Raw genomic sequence first — 22,064 nt, 5'->3', positions numbered from 1 at the left:
ATGGGAAGTGGATGGCATGAATGGCCGCTGGTGATCTTCACCGTCTTTGGGCAATGCGTGGCCGGCGCGTTAATCGTAAGCGGCTTTGCCTGGTTCAAAGAAAAAGACGAGGCGATAAAATTACGCATTGTACGTAGCATGTTCTTTCTCTGGGTGGTGATGGCGATTGGCTTTTTGGCCTCGGTGCTGCATCTCGGTTCGCCGCTACGCGCATTTAACTCCCTGAACCGCGTCGGTGCCTCAGCGCTCAGTAATGAGATCGCCGCAGGTTCCGTTTTCTTTGCCGTCGGCGGATTCTGGTGGCTGGTCTCCGTCATCGGTAAAATGCCCGCAGCTCTGGGGAAAATCTGGATGATCGTCAGCCAGGTTCTGGGGATTGTCTTTGTCTGGGCCATGACCCGTGTGTATCAAATCGATACCGTGCCAACCTGGTATACAGGTTACACCACGCTGGCCTTCTTCCTGACGCTGGTTCTGGGAGGGCCGCTGTTTGCCGCTCTGTTACTTCGCGTCGCCGGAGCGAGTTTTAAAGGCACACGTACCGCAGCGCTAAGCGCGCTGGCGTTGTTAATCAGCGTGGCTGTCATTGTGCTGCAAAGTAACGATCTGGCGACGATCCACAGCTCGGTTCAGCAGGCAAGCGCCCTGCTACCTGATTATGGTTCATTGCAGATCTGGCGTCTCGTGCTGGTCGCCGCCGGATTAGGCTGCTGGCTGTGCCCGCTTATTCGTCGTCAGGAGCCAAAAACCCTCGGCCTTTGTGCAGGTGTGGTACTGGTGGTGCTGGGTGAGCTGATTGGCCGTGGGCTATTCTATGGACTGCACATGACCACAGGTGTGGCAATTGCGGGTTAACATACGCGCGGCAAGCCGTGCGTGAGTAAGGAACGTTGTAATGAATGAAGTATCAGATCGTGAGTTGTTCGCTTTCAGCGCCAGGGTGCTGGGTGCGCTTTTTTATTTTTCCCCGACCAGCGAGCAAACCGCACCGCTGGTAAATGCCCTTACCCACGGTGACTGGGTGCAGGACTGGCCACTGGCACAGGAAGTGCTGCACCCCGTTGCGGAAGGTTTTAAAACCCCTGCCAGTGAAACGCTGACAGACGCCTGGCAACGTCTGTTTATTGGCCCCTACGCCCTGCCCGCGCCGCCGTGGGGCTCCGTCTGGTTAGACCGCGAATCTGTCCTGTTTGGCGACTCCACTCTGGCGCTACGCCAGTGGATGCGCGAAAACAATATTGCTTTTGAAATGCAGCAGAACGAGCCGGAAGATCACTTTGGTACGTTACTGCTGCTGGCTGCATGGCTTGCGGAAAATGGTCACCATACAGAACGTGACCAGCTTCTGGCCTGGCATTTACTGCCGTGGAGCACGCGTTTTCTTTCAGTCTTTGTCGAAAATGCCGCTCATCCGTTCTACACGGCGCTTGGCAAACTCGCGCAGCTCACGCTCGCGGACTGGCAATCCACCTTGTTTATTCCGGTTGCGGATAAGCCGTTATACCGTTAATCACCCTGGTTTGCCCACTGATGGTGGGCAAGCCAGGCCTTCCAGCTACTGAATACCGAAAACTTTTGCACTCTGGTGGCATTACATCGACCAGTTGAACTCACAGCCAACAGCGAGCATAAAATTTATTACAGTGACTTAAATTAATTTCTATTTCGCAGGTCTGTTCCATGGCATTTTTAACAACAAACTCGCCATCCCACATAGACCACTCAACCCTGCAAAAAGTAATCCTGCACCTACAAAGCCTGACAGAAGAAATAGCCTGCTATCAATGGTGTACCCCAAAACAACCCCCGTAAGAATAAGGGTGCCCGCAACAATCTGAACTTGCCTCATGACAGGCAACGGTTGCTTTTTGTCTTCAATAGTAGGGAGGCCGGCGCTCTTCCACGCATTAATACCTCCTGCCATCAGTAAAACCGGCGCAGGGCTAGCTGCTTTCGTGAGTACATGGGCATTTTGAGCTGTACGCATTCCTGTCAGGCAATGAAAAATGACAGGCTGGCGCTCTGCACTTACTACCGTTTTATCCGCTGTAATATCAGCGAGTGGAAGTGAGAGCGCATAGGGTATGTGCTCACGCAAGTATTCAGCGCGGTCTCGGATATCAATGAGCACAGCGCCTTGCTCAATAAGTCTTTGGGCCTCTTGTGGAGATACTGATTCTGATGTCATTTAAAAACCCTCAGGACAGTAAATGTCTTTCAAAGTGGAGATAATTTTTTCCACCGCATCGTTTTTGATGAAGTAGTTCACTCTTTGCGCCACTCTTTTTGACTCAACCAAACCATCTTCTTTCATTTTCGCCAGATGTTGAGAGGTTGCGGAAGGCGTAAGGCCGGTCAGTTGCCCTAACTCACCCGATGAAGTACCTGGTTTATCAATGAGAACACAAAGAATTAGCAGACGATTGCTGTTACTCATCGACTTAAGCAACGTTGTTGCCTGTGAAGCGCCTTCTTGTAATTGGAAAAGTTGAGTCTCTTTCATCTTAATTTTAGATTTATCTAAATTTAGAATACCCTAAATCAAAGAGGGTACACACGCAATCAAAAAATTTAGGGTCTCAGGATGTTTACTGTTCGCTCACAGCGGACCTTCCTGATACTTATCGCATTTCTTACAGCACTCTTTTAAATGCTACAATTTCTGCAACCATACTTTTCCTGAATAAAATGACTGATGGCTATAGCTAAATTTGAACGACCGAAACTACAACTTCCAAACGGCGCAGATAAATTGTTGTTGCACTCGTGTTGCGCCCCCTGTTCCGGTGAGGTAATGGAAGCCATCCAGGCGTCGGGCATTGATTACACCATTTACTTCTACAATCCGAACATTCATCCGCAGAAAGAATATCTCATCCGTAAGGAGGAGAATATTCGTTTCGCCAAGAAACATGGTGTGCCTTTTGTCGATGCAGATTATGACACCGACAACTGGTTTGATCGCGCGAAAGGAATGGAGTGGGAGCCTGAGCGCGGCGTTCGGTGCACCATGTGCTTTGATATGCGCTTTGAGCGCACAGCGCTGTATGCCGCAGAAAATGGGTTCAGCGTGATCAGCAGTTCGCTCGGGATTTCCCGCTGGAAGAATATGCAGCAGATTAACGACTGCGGACAACGCGCTGCCTCACATTATCCGGGAATGGTGTACTGGGATTACAACTGGCGTAAACAGGGAGGGTCATCGCGCATGATTGAGATCAGCAAGCGCGAACAGTTTTACCAGCAGGAGTATTGTGGCTGCGTCTATTCACTGCGCGATACTAATATGCACCGTAAATCGCAAGGCAGGCCGCTCATCAAACTCGGTCAACTTTACTACGGTAAGGAAGATGAAGGGCAATAATACGAGAGGCGTTTATTTCCTCTACATATTCAGAAAACCCATTCGGAACATCCCGTTGATGCAGATAATTAGTGGTTGAAAATATGGCAGGAATGACGGAAGAATATGCCAATGTTGCTGAGGTTCAAATGGATTGAGAGGCAAGAAGTGGGATCGTCTGAGACAGTAAGGAAAATCGTTCTGCTGACCATTGCGGTCAGCCTGGCCGCGGGATGCGCTCCGTTACATCCTTCCGGCTGCCATAAGACCACGGCAACGGGTAATTGCAGTTCAGGACGCTGGGATGATCAGGATGAATGGGGTGCGCAAGCGCGGGCAATCAGGGCAGCAATAAATGCCAAACTTGATGATCCACAAAACTGGAAAGGGAAAAAATGCAGGTTGCATATGGAATTTTCTCAGGATGGCACGGCTTTAAAAATATCAACCAGCAACGGCAATAAAGCCTATTGCGAAGCGATCAAATCAGCAGCCCATAAAGCCAAATTCCCGGCCTTCAACAATCCGGAAGTCTATAGAGATTTTCAACAATCCGGCTTCGACATGCGCGGTTAGCTATCTAAATGTCACCTCCTCGCTCATCGCAATCACATAAACGCGATCAACTTCCTTTTTCATTCAACGCCACGTCCCAGAAAATCAGCACTTCATGCCGGGACTTACCCTAAATTTTCAGCGTATCAATCACCGCTCTCAGGGCTGGCGACACGTTGCGGTGCGGATAATACAAGTACAATCCATCCATGCGCAGGCTATAGCGCTGCAACACTCTGATCAGCGCTCCACGTTCTAAATCATCCGCCACCAGCTCCACCGGAACATAAGCCAGCCCCAACCCCTGCCGGGCGGCTTCGGCTTCCATATAGCTGTCAGACAGGGCCCATTGTCCTTCTGGCCGATGGGTTATTTTCTTACCGTCCTGAACGAGTTCCCACTGATAGAAACTGCCGTCGGCAAACTGATAGGCAATGCAGGGATGAGCCACTAAATCTGCAGGCGTTTGCGGGAAACCGTAGCGTCGAAAGTGATCCGGAGTGGCAACTACGGCCATCTCCATGTCGGGCGTGATGCGCACCGCGATCATGCCCTGGCCTACCTCTGGTCCCAGCCGGACACCCGCATCGAAGCGCTCAGCAATAATGTCGACAAAGCGGCTCTCATTCATCAGCTCCAGCCGGATGTCAGGGTAACGCTGTTTGAAAATTGCGAGCTTTGGCAGGAGGCATTTATCAATAGCGTGCTGGCTGGCATTAATGCGAACCGTGCCGGCCGGTGTCTGGCGATAATGTGCCAGGGTCGCCAGACCCGTATCGAGCGCATCAAATCCCGACTCTGCTGTCTTGTAGAGCTGCTCCCCCGCGTGAGTCAGCGACAGTTTTCGCGTGGTGCGGACCAGAAGCTGGACGCCAAGCCGCTCTTCCAGCTCGCGCACCGAACGGCTGATCCCGGATTGCGCCAGCCCGAGCCGTTGCGCTGCTGCAGTGAAACTGCCCTCCCGCACCACCTGCATAAACAGGTACAGCTCATTATAGTTTTCCCGTTTCGCCATCATGGCTCCGCTATTTATAACAATATGCTATGAATCTTAGCAGCTTTCGCCCTCTAATCAGCACTATTCCTGCTAACTATACTGGCCCCATCACAACAACACACGGTACCTCTTATGAAAATATTCACCCAAAAACTGACAGTTGCGATGCTGTTATGCACATCATTAAGTGGAGTGACGACAATGAGTTATGCAGAAACAACCAACCCGAACGCGCCGGTTTCAATGGTTACCACCTGGGACAAAACCTTCGCGGAGAGTGACAAGGTTGATCACCGTAAGGTGTCATTCCAGAACCGGTACGGGATCACCCTGGTGGGCGATCTTTACCTGCCAAAAGACCGTGGAGCGCGCAAACTGGCAGCGATTGCCATAAGCGGACCGTTTGGCGCGGTTAAAGAGCAATCCAGTGGTCTTTACGCGCAAACAATGGCTGAACAAGGATTTGTGACGCTGGCATTCGACCCTTCCTACACGGGCGAAAGTGGCGGTCAACCGCGCAACGTCGCCTCTCCGGATATCAACACCGAGGACTTTAGCGCAGCGGTGGATTTCCTGGGTTTACAAAAGGAAGTCGACCGTAATCGTATCGGTATCCTCGGCATCTGCGGCTGGGGCGGCATGGCGCTGAACGCGGCCTCCATGGACACCCGCGTGAAAGCAGTCGCGACCAGCGTGATGTATGACATGAGCCGGGCAATGGGCCATGGCGTCGGCGACGGGAAAGACCGTTATTCAACAGCTGACCGCCGCGCGGTTTTACACTATCTGAACGAGCAGCGCTGGAAAGACGCCGAAAGTGGAACCGTTGCGCATGGTGGTCATGATATTTATGTCGATGAGAACGGCAAAGTGACCGCCGCTGAGCGTATTCTGCCAGAAGCATTACCGGCAAACCCGAATCCGGTGCTGAAGGAGTTCTTTGATTATTACCGGATGCCGCGAGGCTTCCATGCGCGTTCCGTTAACTCTACAGGCGCATGGACCGCGACAATGCCGTTATCATTCATGAACATGCCACTGCTGAGTTATGCCAAAGAGATCACCATCCCGACGCTTATCGTGACCGGTGAAAAAGCCCACTCCCGCTATTTTGCGGAAGATGCCTATAACGCTGTCGGCAGCAAACAGAAAGAACTGGTGATTGTCCCAGGCGCAAACCATGTCGACTTATACGACAACGTCGCCGGGAAGATCCCTTTTGCACAGTTTGAACAGTTCTTCAAAACCAGCCTGAAATAATCCTCTCAGCCACCTGTGTTTTACGGGTGGCTTCGCTTCTCGTTTTTGTGAAATCTGATTATGCCTGCATTGAGCCATACCCCACCACAGAATACCGGCCATGCACACTGGAGCGGTATTTTTGCCATGACCTTGTGCGTATTTGTCCTGATTGCCTCTGAATTTATGCCTGTCAGCCTGCTAACCCCTCTGGCCAGCGATTTGGGCGTCCCGGAAGGGCTTGCAGGCCAGGGGATTGCCATCTCCGGCGTGCTGGCGGTCCTGACCAGTCTGTGTCTTTCTCAGCTTGCCGGGAATATGAATCGTAAACATCTCCTGCTGGGAATGACCCTGGTAATGGCGATATCGGGGATCGTCATTGCCTTTGCATCCAGCTATCTGGTCTATATGGCAGGCCGCGCGTTAATCGGTATCGCAATTGGTGGATTTTGGTCTATGTCTGCCGCAACGGCCATTCGCCTGGTGCCTGAACATCAGGTATCCCGCGCGCTGGCGATATTCAACGGCGGCAACGCGCTGGCGACGGTGGTGGCCGCCCCGCTTGGCAGCTATCTTGGCGCAACCATCGGATGGCGCGGAGCCTTCTTGTGCCTGGTCCCGGTGGCAATAGCGGCCTTCATCTGGCAGTGTTTTAGCTTGCCTGATATGCACAGGAACCCTCACTCATCACCGCGCAGGAGCGTACTGCGGTTGTTCCGTCACTCTGCGGTTTCCGTTGGTCTGACGGCCTGCGGACTGTTCTTTATGGGGCAGTTTGCGCTGTTTACCTATGTCCGTCCGTTTCTGGAAACCGTTACATCTGTCAGCGCCTCCGGCTTATCGCTGATTTTATTGACCATCGGTATCGCCGGTTTTGCTGGCACTCTGATCGTCGCCCTGTTCCTGAACACCGCGTTTTTCCTGACGTTAATGATGATCCCACTGCTGATGGCTGCCATCGCCGGGATGTTAATCCTGGCCGGGCATAGCGTGTGGATCGTTGCTTTGCTGTTAGGTTTCTGGGGCATGCTGGCAACAGCAGCACCGACGGGATGGTGGACGTGGCTTGCGCGTGCTCTGCCAGAGGATGCCGAGGCAGGCGGCGGGTTAATGGTCGCAGTGATCCAACTCTCCATTGCGCTTGGATCAACGGCGGGCGGCATCGTATTCGACTCGCTTGGCTGGCAAAGCACGTTTGCCTTGAGTGGCATATTGCTCCTGTGTGCCGTAGTGCTGACCGGTGTCACATCGCGTCACCGGGCCAACGCGCAGTAGTCGGAAGAAGGGCCACGCGCCAGGAAGGTGGGCAGCGCAATATCACTGCGCACGGAACGTCCCCCTTCCACACTCTGAATTTCATCAAAAAGCATGTGACAGTGTCACTTGACTGAATCGTCTTTAGGACTATTCTGCCTGCCCTGCAGTCAGCCCTTACTCCATAAGGCTTAACACAAGGTCTTCACTACTTTCATAAGGTTATTGATTTTTATCCTTTGCTGGAACCCTTCCCAATCCCTTGCTATAGCTCAATGACCCCTGCCGAAACATGGCATAACAACAGGCAACCGTTGGTTGCTATAACGCATGCGCACAGGGAGACACACCGCAATGCACCCATTACTTAAACGTTCGCTGCTTTTTATCGGCGCGATTATCGTGGTTCTCGCCCTCCTCATCTGGGGAATTGGACTTGAGACAATCAAAGCACGCCAGGTTGACCTGATCTATCTTGGGCAACAGCATCTGATTTTGGTTTTCTCCTCCATGTTCTTTGCCCTGCTGGTCGGTATTCCGAGCGGAATTCTGCTGAGCCGTCCGGCCGCGCGCGGTATTGCCGAATATGTGATGCAAATCTTTAACGTCGGCAATACGCTGCCACCGCTTGCCGTGCTGGCGCTGGCGATGGTGGTCATCGGTATTGGTGATAAACCCGCCATTATTGCGCTCTTCCTCGCCTCGTTACTGCCGATTGTGCGTAACACCTACGCAGGGCTGTGCTCCGTCCCGCCGTCATTACTGGAGGCCGCCAACGGCATCGGCATGACCAAATGGCAGCGTTTGCGCCAGGTCGAAATTCCCAACGCCTGGCCGGTGATGCTCTCCGGTATTCGCATCGCCACCGCCATTAACGTGGGAACCGCACCGCTGGCGTTTCTGATTGGTGCCAGCAGCTATGGCGAGCTGATTTTCCCCGGTATTTACCTGAACGACTTCCCGACGCTGATCCTGGGCGCGGCGGCCACCGCCCTGTTTGCGCTGATTCTGGATACCTTGCTGGCAGCGCTGGGTCGCGTGATGAGCCCGCATCTCGCTCGATAACAATAACAAGGAGCTTTTATGAGACTGTTTTCCGGCCTGATGGCACTGTTCGCCGCCGCGCTCTTTACCAGCCAGACGCTGGCTGCCCCGCTGATTCTGGCGACCAAGAGCTTTACCGAACAGCATATTCTCTCGGCCATGACCGTGCAGTACCTGCAAAAGAAAGGGTTTCAGGTGCAGCCGCAGACCAATATTGCGACGGTCATCTCCCGTAACGCGATGATCAACAAGCAGATTGATATGACCTGGGAGTACACCGGTACGTCATTAATCATCTTTAACCACATTAACAAACGCATGTCGCCGCAGGAGTCTTACGAAACAGTAAAACGCCTGGATGCGAAGCTCGGTCTTGTATGGCTTAAGCCTGCGGATATGAACAATACCTATGCCTTTGCTATGCAGCGCAAGCGTGCCGAAGCGGAGCATATCAACACCATGTCGGAGATGGTGGCGAAAATAGAACAGATCCGCAAAACCGACCCGGACAACAACTGGTTGCTGGGTTTAGACCTGGAATTTGCCGGGCGCAGTGACGGCATGAAGCCGCTGCAGGCGGCGTACAACATGGAGCTGGATCGTCCGCAGATCCGCCAGATGGACCCCGGACTGGTTTACAACGCGGTGCGCGACGGATTCGTTGATGCCGGACTGATCTACACCACCGATGGCCGCGTGAAGGGCTTCGACCTGAAGGTTCTGGAAGATGATAAAGGCTTCTTCCCTAGCTATGCGGTGACGCCGGTGGTACGCAAAGACACGCTGGAGGCGAATCCCGGTCTGGAAGAGGCACTCAACACGCTCTCCTCTCAGCTCAACAACGACGTTATCACCGAACTGAACAAGAAGGTGGATATCGACCATCAGTCACCGCAGCAGGTCGCCCGTGATTTCCTGCGTAGCAAACAGTTGCTGTAGGAGGCGCTATGGAGACGATTCACTACATTATTGATAACTGGGATTACCTGTTAACCCTGACGCTGCAGCACCTGTGGCTGGTAGCACTGGCCGTGGGCTTAGCCATTATTATCGGCGTGCCGTTGGGTATTTTGATTGTTCGCCACAAATGGCTGGCAACGCCGGTGCTGGGGATTGCCACCATCGTGTTGACTATCCCATCCATTGCCCTGTTTGGGCTGATGATCCCGCTCTTTTCGCTGATCGGTCAGGGTATTGGCGCGCTACCCGCCATCACCGCCGTCTTTCTTTACTCTCTGTTACCCATTGTGCGTAACACACACACGGCGCTCGACAGCCTGCCGCCGGGCCTGCGTGAGGCCGGACGCGGCATCGGCATGACCTTCTGGCAGCGTCTGCGTTGGGTTGAAATTCCAATGGCGCTTCCGGTGATTTTTGGCGGCATCCGTACCGCCGTGGTGATGAATATCGGCGTGATGGCGATTGCCGCCGTCATTGGTGCGGGCGGCCTGGGCCTGCTGCTGCTTAACGGCATTGGCGGAAGCGATATTCGTATGTTGATTGCTGGCGCGCTGATGATTTGCCTTTTAGCGATTGTGCTCGACTGGTTATTGCACCGTCTGCAGGTCGTTCTGACTCCAAAGGGGATTCGATAATGATAAAACTGGAAAACCTCACCAAACAATTTTCACAGAAGCACGGCCAGACCTTTAAGGCCGTGGACAACGTCAACCTGAATGTACCTGAAGGGGAAATGTGCGTCCTGCTTGGTCCATCCGGCTGCGGCAAGACCACCACCCTTAAAATGATTAACCGCCTGATCACACCGAGCAGCGGAACGATCCTGATTAACGGCGAAGACACCAGCGGAATGGATACGGTGACGCTGCGCCGCAACATCGGCTACGTGATCCAACAGATTGGCCTGTTCCCGAACATGACCATTGAAGAGAACATTACCGTTGTGCCACGCATGCTGGGCTGGGATAAAGCGCGCTGTAAAACCCGTGCGGAAGAGCTGATGGATATGGTGGCGATGGACCCGCACAAGTTCCTCAGCCGCTACCCGCGCGAGATGTCTGGCGGGCAGCAGCAGCGTATTGGCGTGATCCGCGCCCTGGCGGCCGATCCTCCGGTACTGCTGATGGATGAACCCTTCGGCGCGGTCGACCCGATCAACCGTGAAGTGATCCAGAACCAGTTCCTTGAGATGCAACGCAAGCTGAAAAAAACGGTAATGCTGGTGAGCCACGATATTGATGAAGCTCTGAAACTGGGTGACCGTATCGCCGTTTTCCGCCAGGGACGCATCGTCCAGTGTGCCAGCCCGGACGAACTGCTGGCTAAACCGGCCAATGAGTTTGTTGGCTCGTTTGTCGGCCAGGACCGCACCCTGAAGCGCTTGCTGCTGGTATCGGCGGGCGACGTGACCGATCAACAGCCCACGATTACGGTTCGGGCGTCTACTCCGCTACCGGAGGCGTTTGTCACGATGGACGATAACGATATCCGCGCCATCACCGTGGTCGATGAACACGGTAAACCACTGGGCTTTGTGAAGCGTCGGGAAGCGCGTAACGCCAGCGGCGTCTGTGCCGATATCCTTCACCCGTTCCGCATGACCGGAAAAGCCGAAGACAACCTGCGCGTGGTGCTCTCCCGCCTGTATGAGAGCAACACCAGCTGGATGCCGATTGTGGATGAGGACGGGCGTTACAATGGCGAAATTTCGCAGGACTATATTGCGGAGTATTTGAGTTCTGGCCGTACACGTCGGGCGCTGAATATTCATAGTGACAGTTAATTCTCTCAGCCGGGTTCGCCCGGCTTTTTTTCGCACGCATACCTTTTGCTAACCCCGCGATTTCCCGCCACAATATTGTATCTTTCCCGTTTAATCGCGACCCATGCAACGTCTTCACGCTTACCCCGACATTCGCGCAATGTTTCGCCGCCTCCTGATCGCCACCGTTACCGGCGTGCTGGCGGCGTTAGCCGTTGCGGTATTTCGTCATGCCATGTATCTGCTCGAATGGCTGTTTCTCAGCAACGACAGCGGCAGCCTGGTTAATGCCGCCGCCGCATTAGCGCCCTGGCGACGGGCGCTAACCCCCGCGCTGGGCGGCATGGCCGCCGGGTTATTGCTCTGGGGATGGCAACGATTTAACGCGCAACGCCCCCATGCCCCAACCGACTATATGGAAGCGCTGGAGACGGAAGATGGACAGTTTGACTACGGGGCCAGCCTGGTAAAATCACTCGCGTCACTGCTGGTGGTCGCCAGCGGGAGCGCCATCGGACGCGAAGGGGCGATGATCCTGCTTGCTGCCCTCGCCGCCTCCCTGTTCGCCCGACGCTTCACACCAAAAGCGGAATGGAAATTGTGGATAGCCTGCGGAGCTGCCGCGGGGATGGCCAGCGCCTACCACGCGCCATTGGCCGGAAGCCTCTTTATCGCTGAGATCCTCTTTGGCACGCTGATGCTGGCTTCGCTCGGTCCGGTGGTGATTGCTGCGGTGGTGGCGTTACTCACAACACGTCTGCTCAGCCCCGGCGCAAACACCCTTTATCAAGTCCAGCTCAGCGAGCTCCTCACCGCAGTGGATTATTCCCTGATAGTCGGCATGGGCCTTCTGGCCGGGCTGTGCGGCCCGCTATTGATGTGGCTGATGACCTCCAGCCACTCCCTGTTTCTGCGTCTTAAACTTTCGCCGCCGTGGCAACTGGCGCTCGGTGGGCTGATTGTGGGGCTACTGTCGCTCCTGACCCCGAAAGTCTGGGGCAATGGCTATAGCGTGGTGCAGGGTTTTCTTCTCTCTCCGCCATTGTTCCCGGTGATCGCAGGAGTGTTTATTTGTAAGCTGCTGGCGGTACTGGCGAGCAGTGGTTCAGGTGCGCCGGGCGGGGTATTTACGCCGACCTTGTTTGTCGGCATGGCGACAGGGATGCTGTTTGCGCAAATCGTCGCGCTGTGGTTTCCGGGTTCAGACGCGGCGATTTTGCTGGGGCTGGCCGGAATGGCGACGATGCTGGCGGCGACGACACATGCACCGATTATGTCGGCGCTGATGGTTTGTGAGATGACCGGACAGTACGTTTTACTGCCCGGTTTGCTGATTGCGTGTGTTATTGCATCGGTGCTGTCGCGGACGTTACGCCACGACTCGATCTACGGACAACATACTGCCGAAAGCAGAGAGGTCGATGTACTGCGCTAATTCACGCTGTTCAGCGCGAGGCAGATAAGGCAACTCACCGACTAAAGGCCCCGGCAGTTTTTTGCTCAGCACGTCGATGATTTCAGCGTAGTGTGCGAGGCCGGGGTTAATACGATTTGCCACCCAGCCAATCAACGGCAGGCCATCATTGGCAATGGCCTGTGCCGTCAGCAGCGCATGGTTGATGCACCCTTCCTGGATGCCGACCACCATCACCACCGGCAACTGTTCCTGCACCACCCACTCGGACAACGGACGTAAATCGTTCATCAGGCTGCGCCAGCCACCGGTGCCTTCAACAACAACGTGGTCAACCTTCTCGCCCAGGTTTGCCAGGCCGTCAGACAACAGGCTGTAGTTAATCAGACCGCTGTGGGCCACGCTGCTTTCATCTTCGCTTAAAGCGATGGGATTGACGGCGTGATAAGGCAATTCCAGAGACGAGACGCTTTGCAGAACCAGAGCGTCTTTATTACGCAACCCTTCTGGCGTCTCTTTACTGCCTTTTGCGACTGGTTTGTACCCTGCAACACGCTTGCCGCTTGCCGCCAGGGCCTGCAGCAATGCGCGGGATACAACAGTCTTCCCGACAGAGGTATCAGTACCAGTTACAAAGAAACGCTTAAGCATGACTCATTCCACCTCTTGGGTATGCTTCGAAAATATAAACCAGGTAAATAATTCAGTGGAGGAAGTCTACGGGAAGCCTGCGCTACCCGGCTTGAGATAGCGCAATATTTCTTACATCTATAGAAAAGAGTTAACCCTGCAACAAGCGAATCAGTAACGAACCGTTGTACATCGCATCTTTCACCAGTGCGGCACCTGCCATTGTGCCCTGGTTGGAGAACTGGGTGCTTTCGACCACGATGTTTTTGCTGTATGCCGGAAGTGCCTGCTGGTTGATACAGGCAGAAATCGCCGGAAAGAGAATATCCGCCGCCTGGCTGAGCGGCGATCCAATCAGAATTTTTTGCGGGTTAAACAGATTCACCATGATGGCAAGAATACGTCCCACATTATTCCCGACGCCGGTAATGATGTCTTTCGCCAGCAGATCGCCCTGCCGTGCCGCGGCACATAATGAATCGACCGTTAACGGCTGGCCGTGCAGTGAGGAGCTCATCGACTGGCTAAGGCGCACCTGTGCCAGTTCCAGGATGCTCTCGACGCTGGCAATGGTCTCCAGACAACCATGGTTCCCGCAGTAGCAGCGTTTACCATACGGGTCGACCTGGGTATGACCAATCTCCACCAGGCTGCTACTTCCGGCATGCAGCAGACGCCCGTCGGTGATGACTCCGGCTCCCACGTTGTGGTCAATCACCACCTGAATCACGTCACGCGCACCGCGAGATGCGCCAAACAGCGCTTCGGCCATTGTCCAGGCGCTGATGTCATGCTGAATATAGACCGGCACACCGGTATGGTTTTCCAGCACGTCGCCAAGCGGCATCTCTTTAACGTCGTCATAAAACGGCATACGGTGCACAATACCGTTTTCAGTATCGATAATGCCCGGCATGGTGATGGCAATTGCCGTTAAGCGTTCAAGACGCTGTTGATGGCGAATAAAGAACTGATCGATATGGGTGAGAATGGTCTCCAGCAGAGGCTGCTCCGCATCGAGCGGCAGCTCCAGACGGTCTTCCACCACCAGCTTGCTGCTGAGATCGCGCAGGGCCAGGAAGATTTCGCCGCGACTGATGCGCAGCGACAGGTAGTGCCATGCTTCGGTTTCCACCACCAGCCCGACCGCCGGACGGCCACGGCTGCCCGGCTCCTGAATTTCCGTCTCCTGCACCAGGTGGGCTTCCAGCATCTCGCGAACAATCTTGGTGATACTGGCGGGTGCCAGTTGTGCCAGGCGCGAAAGATCGATACGCGAAACCGGACCAAGTTGATCAATCAGGCGATAAACCGCGCCTGCGTTGGTCTGCTTAATCTGATCAATATGCCCTGGCTGACTATCAGCAACCACCTCGTACTCCCTTATTTTCGAGCTTCGAAATAAACTGTGGGCTATGGTGAATCACTTCACCAGGCGGCGTCAAATATTTACTTAGCCATGTGATTTACTGCACATTTTTGCCCACATTTCCCTATAAATACAGCTTTGCAGCGGCGGTGATAAGCTGCTTTTTGAAACGCTGTGCCGCATGACTCATTTCGCGATGCTTTGACCACACCAGCCACATTTCTGACACGGCATCGTCTTCGGCAATCGTCACCCAGCGCATCTCCCGCAATTGTACCCGTTTAAAGGAGGCGGGAAGAACAGAAACGCCCAGTCCTGCTGCCACCAGCCCAATAATGGTCATGGCTTCACCCACTTCCTGGGTAATGACGGGCGCGAGATCGTAACGGCGCATCAGGCCCAGTATATCGTCATACAACCCGGTGCCAACCTGCGGATCAAAAAAGACAAACGGCTCTTTTGCCAGTTCCGCCAGCGTGACCACAGGCTGTGCCGCTAGCGGGTGGTCGCGGGGAATCATCGCCAGCAACGGTTCGCGCAAAATCATCTCCCACGCCAGCGTATCAGGCAGTTGCGTGTTGCGCATCAACCCCAGGTCAAGCGCCCCTTCATTGAGCGGTGATATTTGCTCACGGGTATTAATTTCGCGGGTCTGAATATGCACATCCGGAAAGTGACGGCGAAACGACGACAGGGTTTCCGAGACCGCACTGATAAACGGTGCCGACGAGGTAAAACCAATGCGCAATTCACCGGTTTCCCCCAGATAGAGCCGCTCTGCTCTTGCTGCCGCGTCATCCACCATACTCAGGATCTGGCGGCTGTCGGCAAGAAACTGCTTACCCGCCGCCGTCAGGCTTACGCTGCGGTTGGTTCGCGCCAGCAGACGCGCCCCGACCTGCTGCTCGAGGATCTGAATTTGCTGGCTCAGCGGCGGCTGGGAGATGTTCAGGCGTGCCGCTGCGCGACCAAAATGCAACTCTTCTGCCACCGCAATAAAATAGCGTAAATGACGCAGTTCGATATTCATATCTTTAAAGTATCATTTGAGATTATTAATATATTAGACAGAATATTTACATTTTCCTACCCTGATCGTGTGGTCATACCCGTCACCAGAAATCACGGGGATGTTTAAGCAAGGAACATGTGTGAGTCGTACAACTACCATCGATATTACTCCGGCAAATGATATTGATGATTTACCTGTCGCATCGCAGCCGGTGCAGTTTATTAAACGTGGTACTCCCCAATTTATGCGCGTCACGCTGGCGCTCTTCTCTGCGGGCCTGGCGACCTTCGCCCTGCTCTACTGCGTTCAGCCGATCCTGCCTGTCTTGTCTCATGAATTTGGCGTATCGCCTGCCAGCAGCAGTATTTCGCTCTCCATTTCTACCGGGATGCTGGCGATTGGCCTGTTGTTCACCGGGCCACTCTCCGACGCCATTGGCCGCAAGCAGGTGATGGTTACCGCGTTGATGCTGGCGTCTGTCTGTACGCTGCTCTCCACCATGATGACCAGCTGGCACGGCATTTTGATGATGCGCGCGCTGATTGGGCTATCGCTAAGCGGTGTGGCCGCCGTTGGGATGACCTATCTCAGCGAAGAGATCCACCCGAGCTTTGTGGCCTTCTCGATGGGACTGTATATCAGCGGGAACTCTATCGGCGGGATGAGCGGTCGCCTTCTGAGCGGCGTATTTACCGACTTCTTTAACTGGCGTATTGCGCTGGCGGTGATTGGTCTTTTCGCCCTCGCCTCTGCGCTCATGTTCTGGAAAATTCTGCCTGAATCCCGCCATTTCCGCCCCACATCCCTGCGTCCGAAAACGCTGTTTATTAACTTTCGTCTGCACTGGCGTGACAAAGGGTTGCCACGGTTGTTCCTGACCGGTTTCCTGCTGATGGGCTCGTTCGTTACGCTGTTTAACTACATTGGCTACCGTCTAATGCTCTCACCGTGGCATCTGAGCCAGGCGGTGGTAGGCCTGCTCTCCGTCGCGTATCTCACCGGAACATGGAGTTCGCCAAAAGCCGGGGCAATGACCGCGCGCTATGGTCGCGGCCCGGTCATGGTGGTCTCCACGGCGGTGATGCTGCTCGGCCTGCTGATGACGCTGTTTTCCTCTCTGTGGCTAATTTTCGCCGGGATGCTGCTCTTCTCTGCGGGCTTTTTCGCCGCGCATTCGGTCGCCAGTAGCTGGATTGGCCCGCGCGCACGTCGCGCCAAAGGACAGGCATCGTCCCTGTATCTCTTTAGTTACTATCTCGGCTCAAGCATCGCCGGGACGCTCGGCGGCGTGTTCTGGCATAACTACGGCTGGAACGGCGTGGGCGGGTTTATCGCGCTGATGCTGTGCGCGGCTCTGCTGGTGGGGGGGAGCCTGCACCGACGTCTGCATTAACATTTTATTGAACAGCCGATATGGCATATTACGAAAGGCCGAAATATACGGCCTTCGTTTTGCGTGAATGAGATCAGCGATTATTGTAAGCGGCAACACCTGCGCCCACAATAGCCAATACACCAACCACTGCCTTAGCCTCTTTCACATGTTGGTTATGCATTATTGCTGATTTATTAGCATTAACCGCATTGGGATCTAATGTAATAACATTGCTGAAATGGCTCATGCAAGCATCATCAACAGTTCCATTAAATGTGCCTGAAAGCACTTTATCCGTTTTATTGTCTATTAATAATGACAATGCGCAAATATGAGTAGCAGTAGCACTACCATAATTTCCAGTGGTCTCAGATGTTCCAACCGCCCCCCCGGAGAAACCGTTACCATATCCCTGATAAGCGGAATTACCGACCGCCACAGCATTGGTATCTGCGCTAAACGAACCAGCAGAGGTTGTACCTTGATTGCTGTCCCACTGATACATTGTCTGACTACCAGTGACGGGCATTGTTCGTGTTGGTATCCCTAAATCAGTCATCGCTTCGGCCTTACTGTGCCCAACAAGTGTAATTGTGGCATTCCTATACTGGGAAGGGACGGGTTGCATCGCGCAGCCAGCTAGCAAAGCAGCTGAAAGCGCGCAGAAAATAAATTTATTCATTATAAGAGTTGCCTGTTAATTGACTTTGACGCTATGAAAATCGCGCTGGCTAAGAATATTCTTATGTGCGTTTTAATATTTGACTCTAAGAGCTATCTTTAACCTTTAAATAATTCATGCAGTGAATACAAACAACCATATATATTCGCACGGAATATTTTAACATATTAAGCATTAACATCAATTTGGTAAGTAACATCTGTTTTAATCAGATCTGAACATCTGTATGCTCGTTACGACCTTCAAACACAATGAGAATATAGAATGAAAAATAACTATTCCTATCAATCGCTTACTAAAACCTTCCAGCGCCTCTCCCGCTTCTCGCACCTCTCCTCCATCGCCAGCTGGGACATGTTTACCATGATGCCGCCAGGCGGCAGCACCGCGCGTGGTGAAGCGCTGGCCGAGATGAGCGTCCTGCAACACCAGATCCTGACCGATAAAAAAGTGGGCGAATGGCTGGCGGCGGCGGCGAGTGAAGACCTGAACGATGTCGAACAGGCCAACCTGCGTGAAATGACGCGCCACTACCAGCAGGCCACGTTACTGCCGGAATCGCTGGTAGAAGCCAAATCGCTGGCGGGCAGCAAATGCGAACACGCCTGGCGTACCCAGCGCCCGGCCAACGACTGGCACGGTTTTTCCGCCAACCTTAAAGAGGTGGTCAAACTCAGCCGCGAAGAAGCTCGCCTGCGCGCCGACGCTAAAGGCTGTAGCCCTTACGACGCGCTGCTCGATATTTTCGAGCCGGACATGACCAGTGAACGTCTGGATGTGCTGTTCGGTGACATGAAAACCTGGCTGCCGGATCTGCTGGCGAACGTCGTGGAAAAACAGGCTCAGCAGTCGTTCGTGCCGCCACAGGGTCCCTTCCCGACGGCAACACAGCGCGAGCTGGGCCTTGAAGCCATGAAAATGCTCGGCTTCGATTTTAACGGTGGCCGCCTGGACGTTAGCGCGCACCCATTCTGCGGCGGCGTGCCGGAAGATGTGCGTATCACCACGCGTTACGATGAAAACGAACTGCTCAGCGCTCTGTTTGGCGTCATCCACGAAACAGGTCATGCCCGCTACGAGCAAAACCTGCCGCGTGCGTGGGCGGGTCAACCTGTCGCACTGGCACGTTCAACGGCAATCCACGAATCCCAGAGCCTGTTCTTTGAGATGCAGCTCGGACGCAGTAATGCCTTCCTCAGGCACCTTCTCCCGGCCGTTCATGCCCGTTTTGGCAGCCAGGCGGCCTTCAGCGAAGAGAACTTTATCGCCTGGAACCAGCGCGTAAAACCAGGCTATATCCGTGTCGATGCGGATGAAGTGAGCTATCCGGCACACGTCGTGCTGCGCTATGAGATTGAACGCGCATTGATCAATGGCGACATTGAGGTCGACGATATTCCGGCGCTGTGGGATGAGAAAATGCAGGCCTGGCTTGGTTTGTCCACCAAAGACAACTACCGCAACGGCTGTATGCAGGATATCCACTGGACCGACGGCGGCTTCGGTTACTTCCCGTCGTACACGCTGGGCGCAATGTATGCCGCGCAGCTGTTCCATGCGGCCAAAACCGCGCTGCCGGGACTGCAGGACGCCATTGCTGAGGGCGATTTCTCCGCGCTGTTTGACTGGCTGCGCCAGAATATCTGGCAACACGGCAGCCGATTTAGCACGTCGCAATTAATTACCCAGGCGACCGGGGAAGATCTGAATATCCGTTATTTCCGCGAACATCTGACCTCCCGATACCTGTAAGTACGCGCGCCGGGGAAAATCCCCGGCGTTGTACAAACGGTTACACGCCGATACCAATCACTCACGGAAACCCCGAATTTACAGGGATATAGTTATTTCAACGGCCCCGCAGTGGGGTTAAATGAAAAACCAAATTCGAGGGTATGAACATGAAAAAAGTATTAGCTCTGGTTGTTGCCGCTGCTATGGGCCTGTCTTCTGCTGCGTTCGCTGCTGAAACTACCGCGGCACCAGCCACCACGACCACTACCGCACCAGCCAAAGCGGTACACCATAAGAAACATCACAAAGCAGCGAAACCTGCTGCAGAGCAAAAAGCGCAGGCGGCGAAAAAGCACCACAAAAAAGCGGCGAAACCCGCTGCAGAGCAGAAAGCCCAGGCGGCGAAAAAGCATCACAAAAAAGCAGTAAAACACGAAGCGGCTAAACCTGCTGCACAGCCAGCGGCATAAGTCGTAATCGCTTAACCGTGCCTATACGGGCACGTTGCTAAACCGGCGCTGAACCCTCCAGTTCCGCGCCGTTTTTTTATCCGGAGGGCGTATGCTGCGGCGCTATCGGTTTGAGCTCATTCTTATCATGCTTATTTTATGCGCGCTCATCGCAAGCCACTTTTATCTTTCCTGAATGTAGCACGCTGATTTTACTCCCACTTTCGTGCTGTCCCGTCTATAGTATTTTCATAGGGTTCACTTTTAATAATCATAATTACCCCACCAGAGTGTGATATGCGTAAATCTGTTGTGTTGTTACTGGGAACGTTTGGGCTTTTTTCTGGCTTTACACATGCGGATGATGGCGATGATGACGCCATTAGCGCCAAAGAGGTCAAAACGCTGTTTTTTGGCCATGACGATCGCACGCGAGTTCCCGATCCTACTCTGGCCCCCTGGGATGCTATCGGGCAACTGGAAACCGCCAGCGGTAATCTCTGCACCGCCACCCTGATCACTCCTCAACTTGCGCTGACGGCGGGCCATTGCCTGTTAACGCCGCCAGGCGGCAAACCGGACAAAGCCGTCGCGTTGCGATTTGTGTCGCAAAAAGGTCTGTGGCGCTATGAGATCCACGGCATTGAAGGCCGGGTTGACCCTTCTCTGGGGAAACGTTTAAAACCGGATGGTGATGGCTGGATTGTTCCCCCGGCGGCGGCATCCTGGGATTTCGGCCTGATTGTTTTGCGTTATCCACCGTCCGGCATTACGCCGCTGCCGTTATTTGACGGCGATAAAGCTGCACTGACCGCCGTGCTAAAAGCGGCCGATCGAAAAGTGACGCAGTCTGGCTATCCGGTCGATCATCTGGATTCGCTTTATACGCACACGGACTGCATTGTCACGGGCTGGGCACAAAATAGTGTGTTGTCGCACCAGTGCGATACCTTACCCGGCGATAGCGGCTCACCATTGATGTTAAAAACAGAAAATGGCTGGCAACTGATTGGCGTACAAAGCTCCGCTCCGGCGGCTAAAGACAGGTGGCGTGCCGATAACCGGGCGTTGTCCGTAACCGGTTTTCGCGACAAGCTGGAAGCACTGGCACAACAATGATCGCTGACGCAACGCGATCATCGCCTCAATGGGCACCGGCTGGCTGAATACAGGCAGCGGATTTCGCTGCCTGTAAATAATGGCGGCGCTTAGATCAGGCCAGTTTTATCATGATCATACCGGCCAGCAGCAGTACCAGCCCTACCCAGCCCTTATGATTTAAACGCTGACCGAAAAGTATCCAGCCTGCTGCGAGGGTGGCGGCGATACCGAACCCGCCCCACAGCGCATACGCGACGGAAAGATCAATGCCTTTCACCGCCTGTGACAAAGCGCTGAACGCCCCAAGTACGGCGGCAATCGACATTAATCCGTAGAATTTACGACGAAAACCATCGGAGAACTTCAGAAAGACGTTAGCCACGATTTCCAGCACAATAGCCAACGCCAGCCAAGCTCCGTGGAACCATTCAAACTGCTGCATGGCGCTGCTCCTTCTGCTGTTTTGCCGGCTTGCGTGTACCCGATTTAATCAGCACGATACCTGCCACCAGCGTCGTTAATCCGGCGATTTTCATTGTCGATAACGTCTCATCAAATAGCATGACGCTGAACAACGTAATCAACAAAATACCGATACCTTCCCACAGGGCGTAGGCTACACCCAGCGCGATCTTTTTCACCGCAAAGGAGAGGAAAATATAGGAAAGTGAAATCATCACCAGCATTAAAATAAAACCCGTGTGGCCGTCACTGACGCTTGCCCATTTCATAGACAACGTGCCGGTAATTTCAGCGACGATAGCCAGAGCTAATAAAATCCAGTAAAACATGTTTTTCTCCTGCTTGAGAATATAATCCATCAGGGCTCGCCGTGGACAGCAAACCCAAAAATATGAAATTAAATCAGTTAGCTAAGCGCATAGCGCCAGCTCAGGCAGAAGATGTGACTATAGCGCGGTGCGCCAGTGTTGCTCACCAGAAAGAAGGCAGAAAGAGGTGGAATATACAGCGGTGTTGTTTGAAAAATACGTCCTGAACAAATTGTCCATAAAATTACAATTATCCGCGGTGTTGCTTCTCGTCTTTGCGGATGAAAATTGTCCTCAGTAGTTGAACACGCCTGATTTGTATCATAAGCCAGGTTTTTACTCAAAGTCTTTTCAATTCTTTACCCACTCTGTTT

At 53.7% G+C, this 22,064-nt stretch carries 25 protein-coding genes and 1 pseudogene; 16 read left to right on the top strand and 10 right to left on the bottom strand.

The genetic code is table 11. The features are described 5' to 3' along the window. Complete coding sequence (locus EoCCA6_RS00640; protein WP_152080990.1) at nt 1–855, top strand: dimethyl sulfoxide reductase anchor subunit family protein; 855 nt, start codon at nt 1–3, stop codon at nt 853–855. 40 nt (nt 856–895) lie between these two features. Beyond that, on the top strand, nt 896–1,510 hold the full coding sequence (gene dmsD / locus EoCCA6_RS00635) for a Tat proofreading chaperone DmsD (RefSeq protein ID WP_152080989.1): 615 nt from the start codon (nt 896–898) through the stop codon (nt 1,508–1,510). A gap of 150 nt (nt 1,511–1,660) precedes the next feature. On the opposite strand, the gene EoCCA6_RS00630 is transcribed toward dmsD, so the two are convergent. Then, entirely contained in the window at nt 1,661–2,188 is a 528-nt protein-coding gene (locus EoCCA6_RS00630; protein WP_152080988.1) for a rhodanese family protein, read from the bottom strand. Then, nucleotides 2,189–2,503 (bottom strand): ArsR/SmtB family transcription factor, encoded by a 315-nt coding sequence (locus EoCCA6_RS00625; RefSeq protein ID WP_152080987.1) that lies wholly within the window; start codon nt 2,501–2,503, stop codon nt 2,189–2,191. It abuts the gene before it with no gap. Nucleotides 2,504–2,695: 192 nt separating this feature from the next. Between EoCCA6_RS00625 and EoCCA6_RS00620 the strand changes: the two genes are divergently transcribed. Together EoCCA6_RS00620 and EoCCA6_RS00615 are read left to right on the top strand one after the other, a co-directional pair. Beyond that, nucleotides 2,696–3,364, top strand: a complete 669-nt coding sequence (locus tag EoCCA6_RS00620; RefSeq protein ID WP_152080986.1) for an epoxyqueuosine reductase QueH — start codon at nt 2,696–2,698, stop codon at nt 3,362–3,364. A gap of 111 nt (nt 3,365–3,475) precedes the next feature. Next, the gene (locus EoCCA6_RS00615) at nt 3,476–3,919 is read left to right on the top strand and encodes a cell envelope integrity TolA C-terminal domain-containing protein (protein WP_152084372.1); all 444 of its coding nucleotides are present in this window, start codon (nt 3,476–3,478) and stop codon (nt 3,917–3,919) included. Between the two features lie 109 nt (nt 3,920–4,028). Here the strand turns inward: EoCCA6_RS00615 and EoCCA6_RS00610 are convergent, their stop codons facing one another. After that, entirely contained in the window at nt 4,029–4,913 is an 885-nt protein-coding gene (locus EoCCA6_RS00610; RefSeq protein WP_152084371.1) for a LysR family transcriptional regulator, read from the bottom strand. Nucleotides 4,914–5,027: 114 nt separating this feature from the next. On the opposite strand from EoCCA6_RS00610, the gene EoCCA6_RS00605 reads away from it, so the two are divergent. From EoCCA6_RS00605 to clcB, 7 genes are all read left to right on the top strand, one after another. Continuing rightward, the gene (locus tag EoCCA6_RS00605) at nt 5,028–6,155 is read left to right on the top strand and encodes an alpha/beta hydrolase (RefSeq protein WP_152080985.1); all 1,128 of its coding nucleotides are present in this window, start codon (nt 5,028–5,030) and stop codon (nt 6,153–6,155) included. Between the two features lie 60 nt (nt 6,156–6,215). After that, entirely contained in the window at nt 6,216–7,409 is a 1,194-nt protein-coding gene (locus EoCCA6_RS00600; RefSeq protein ID WP_152080984.1) for an MFS transporter, read from the top strand. Nucleotides 7,410–7,742: 333 nt separating this feature from the next. Then, nucleotides 7,743–8,453, top strand: a complete 711-nt coding sequence (gene osmY, locus EoCCA6_RS00595) for an osmoprotectant ABC transporter permease OsmY (protein ID WP_152080983.1) — start codon at nt 7,743–7,745, stop codon at nt 8,451–8,453. Between the two features lie 18 nt (nt 8,454–8,471). After that, nucleotides 8,472–9,371: an osmoprotectant ABC transporter substrate-binding protein OsmX gene (gene osmX / locus EoCCA6_RS00590; RefSeq protein ID WP_152080982.1), complete on the top strand. Its 900-nt coding sequence runs from the start codon at nt 8,472–8,474 to the stop codon at nt 9,369–9,371. An 8-nt stretch (nt 9,372–9,379) separates the two neighbouring features. Further along, entirely contained in the window at nt 9,380–10,027 is a 648-nt protein-coding gene (gene osmW, locus EoCCA6_RS00585; protein WP_152080981.1) for an osmoprotectant ABC transporter permease OsmW, read from the top strand. Next, nucleotides 10,027–11,175, top strand: a complete 1,149-nt coding sequence (gene osmV / locus EoCCA6_RS00580) for an osmoprotectant ABC transporter ATP-binding protein OsmV (protein WP_152080980.1) — start codon at nt 10,027–10,029, stop codon at nt 11,173–11,175. Before osmW ends, osmV begins: the two co-directional genes overlap by 1 nt. A gap of 103 nt (nt 11,176–11,278) precedes the next feature. Then, nucleotides 11,279–12,589, top strand: coding sequence for a voltage-gated ClC-type chloride channel ClcB (gene clcB, locus EoCCA6_RS00575; protein WP_152080979.1), 1,311 nt, complete (start codon nt 11,279–11,281; stop codon nt 12,587–12,589). Here clcB and bioD read toward each other — a convergent pair. From bioD to EoCCA6_RS00560, 3 genes are all read right to left on the bottom strand, one after another. Beyond that, nucleotides 12,524–13,219: a dethiobiotin synthase gene (gene bioD, locus EoCCA6_RS00570; RefSeq protein ID WP_152080978.1), complete on the bottom strand. Its 696-nt coding sequence runs from the start codon at nt 13,217–13,219 to the stop codon at nt 12,524–12,526. The genes clcB and bioD overlap by 66 nt on opposite strands. Before the next feature lie 130 nt (nt 13,220–13,349). Further along, nucleotides 13,350–14,570 carry a sugar metabolism global transcriptional regulator Mlc gene (mlc, locus tag EoCCA6_RS00565; protein WP_152080977.1) on the bottom strand — a complete coding sequence of 407 codons (1,221 nt, stop codon included), beginning with the start codon at nt 14,568–14,570 and terminating at the stop codon, nt 13,350–13,352. Nucleotides 14,571–14,691: 121 nt separating this feature from the next. Further along, complete coding sequence (locus EoCCA6_RS00560) at nt 14,692–15,597, bottom strand: LysR family transcriptional regulator (RefSeq protein ID WP_152080976.1); 906 nt, start codon at nt 15,595–15,597, stop codon at nt 14,692–14,694. Between the two features lie 121 nt (nt 15,598–15,718). On the opposite strand from EoCCA6_RS00560, the gene EoCCA6_RS00555 reads away from it, so the two are divergent. Then, nucleotides 15,719–16,972 carry an MFS transporter gene (locus EoCCA6_RS00555; protein WP_152080975.1) on the top strand — a complete coding sequence of 418 codons (1,254 nt, stop codon included), beginning with the start codon at nt 15,719–15,721 and terminating at the stop codon, nt 16,970–16,972. 73 nt (nt 16,973–17,045) lie between these two features. On the opposite strand, the gene EoCCA6_RS00550 is transcribed toward EoCCA6_RS00555, so the two are convergent. Further along, on the bottom strand, nt 17,046–17,636 hold the full coding sequence (locus tag EoCCA6_RS00550) for a hypothetical protein (RefSeq protein WP_152080974.1): 591 nt from the start codon (nt 17,634–17,636) through the stop codon (nt 17,046–17,048). A 264-nt stretch (nt 17,637–17,900) separates the two neighbouring features. Here EoCCA6_RS00550 and EoCCA6_RS00545 point away from each other — a divergent pair, with 264 nt between their 5' ends. The 4 genes from EoCCA6_RS00545 (at nt 17,901) to EoCCA6_RS00535 (ending at nt 20,938) form a co-directional block, all read left to right on the top strand. Further along, the gene (locus EoCCA6_RS00545) at nt 17,901–19,388 is read left to right on the top strand and encodes a carboxypeptidase M32 (RefSeq protein ID WP_152080973.1); all 1,488 of its coding nucleotides are present in this window, start codon (nt 17,901–17,903) and stop codon (nt 19,386–19,388) included. Nucleotides 19,389–19,537: 149 nt separating this feature from the next. Beyond that, nucleotides 19,538–19,840 carry an acid resistance repetitive basic protein Asr gene (asr, locus tag EoCCA6_RS00540; RefSeq protein ID WP_152080972.1) on the top strand — a complete coding sequence of 101 codons (303 nt, stop codon included), beginning with the start codon at nt 19,538–19,540 and terminating at the stop codon, nt 19,838–19,840. A gap of 91 nt (nt 19,841–19,931) precedes the next feature. After that, nucleotides 19,932–20,015, top strand: a complete 84-nt coding sequence (gene ydgU / locus EoCCA6_RS21805) for a small membrane protein YdgU (protein ID WP_457843784.1) — start codon at nt 19,932–19,934, stop codon at nt 20,013–20,015. 101 nt (nt 20,016–20,116) lie between these two features. After that, nucleotides 20,117–20,938 (top strand): trypsin-like serine peptidase, encoded by an 822-nt coding sequence (locus EoCCA6_RS00535; protein ID WP_152080971.1) that lies wholly within the window; start codon nt 20,117–20,119, stop codon nt 20,936–20,938. 94 nt (nt 20,939–21,032) lie between these two features. Here the strand turns inward: EoCCA6_RS00535 and mdtI are convergent, their stop codons facing one another. The 3 genes and pseudogenes from mdtI to EoCCA6_RS21725 form a co-directional block, all read right to left on the bottom strand. Then, nucleotides 21,033–21,362 carry a multidrug/spermidine efflux SMR transporter subunit MdtI gene (mdtI, locus tag EoCCA6_RS00530; protein ID WP_152080970.1) on the bottom strand — a complete coding sequence of 110 codons (330 nt, stop codon included), beginning with the start codon at nt 21,360–21,362 and terminating at the stop codon, nt 21,033–21,035. Then, a complete protein-coding gene (gene mdtJ, locus EoCCA6_RS00525; protein WP_152080969.1) occupies nt 21,349–21,711 on the bottom strand; it encodes a multidrug/spermidine efflux SMR transporter subunit MdtJ in 363 nt (120 codons plus the stop codon). Before mdtJ ends, mdtI begins: the two co-directional genes overlap by 14 nt. Nucleotides 21,712–21,828: 117 nt before the next feature. Next, nucleotides 21,829–21,999: pseudogene (locus EoCCA6_RS21725) on the bottom strand (protein YdgV). Nucleotides 22,000–22,064: the final 65 nt, after the last annotated feature.

The sequence above is a fragment of the Enterobacter oligotrophicus genome (genome assembly GCF_009176645.1).
In the GTDB taxonomy this organism is placed as follows: Bacteria; Pseudomonadota; Gammaproteobacteria; order Enterobacterales; family Enterobacteriaceae; genus Enterobacter; species Enterobacter oligotrophicus.
This window is presented reverse-complemented; position numbering and strand designations above follow the sequence as displayed.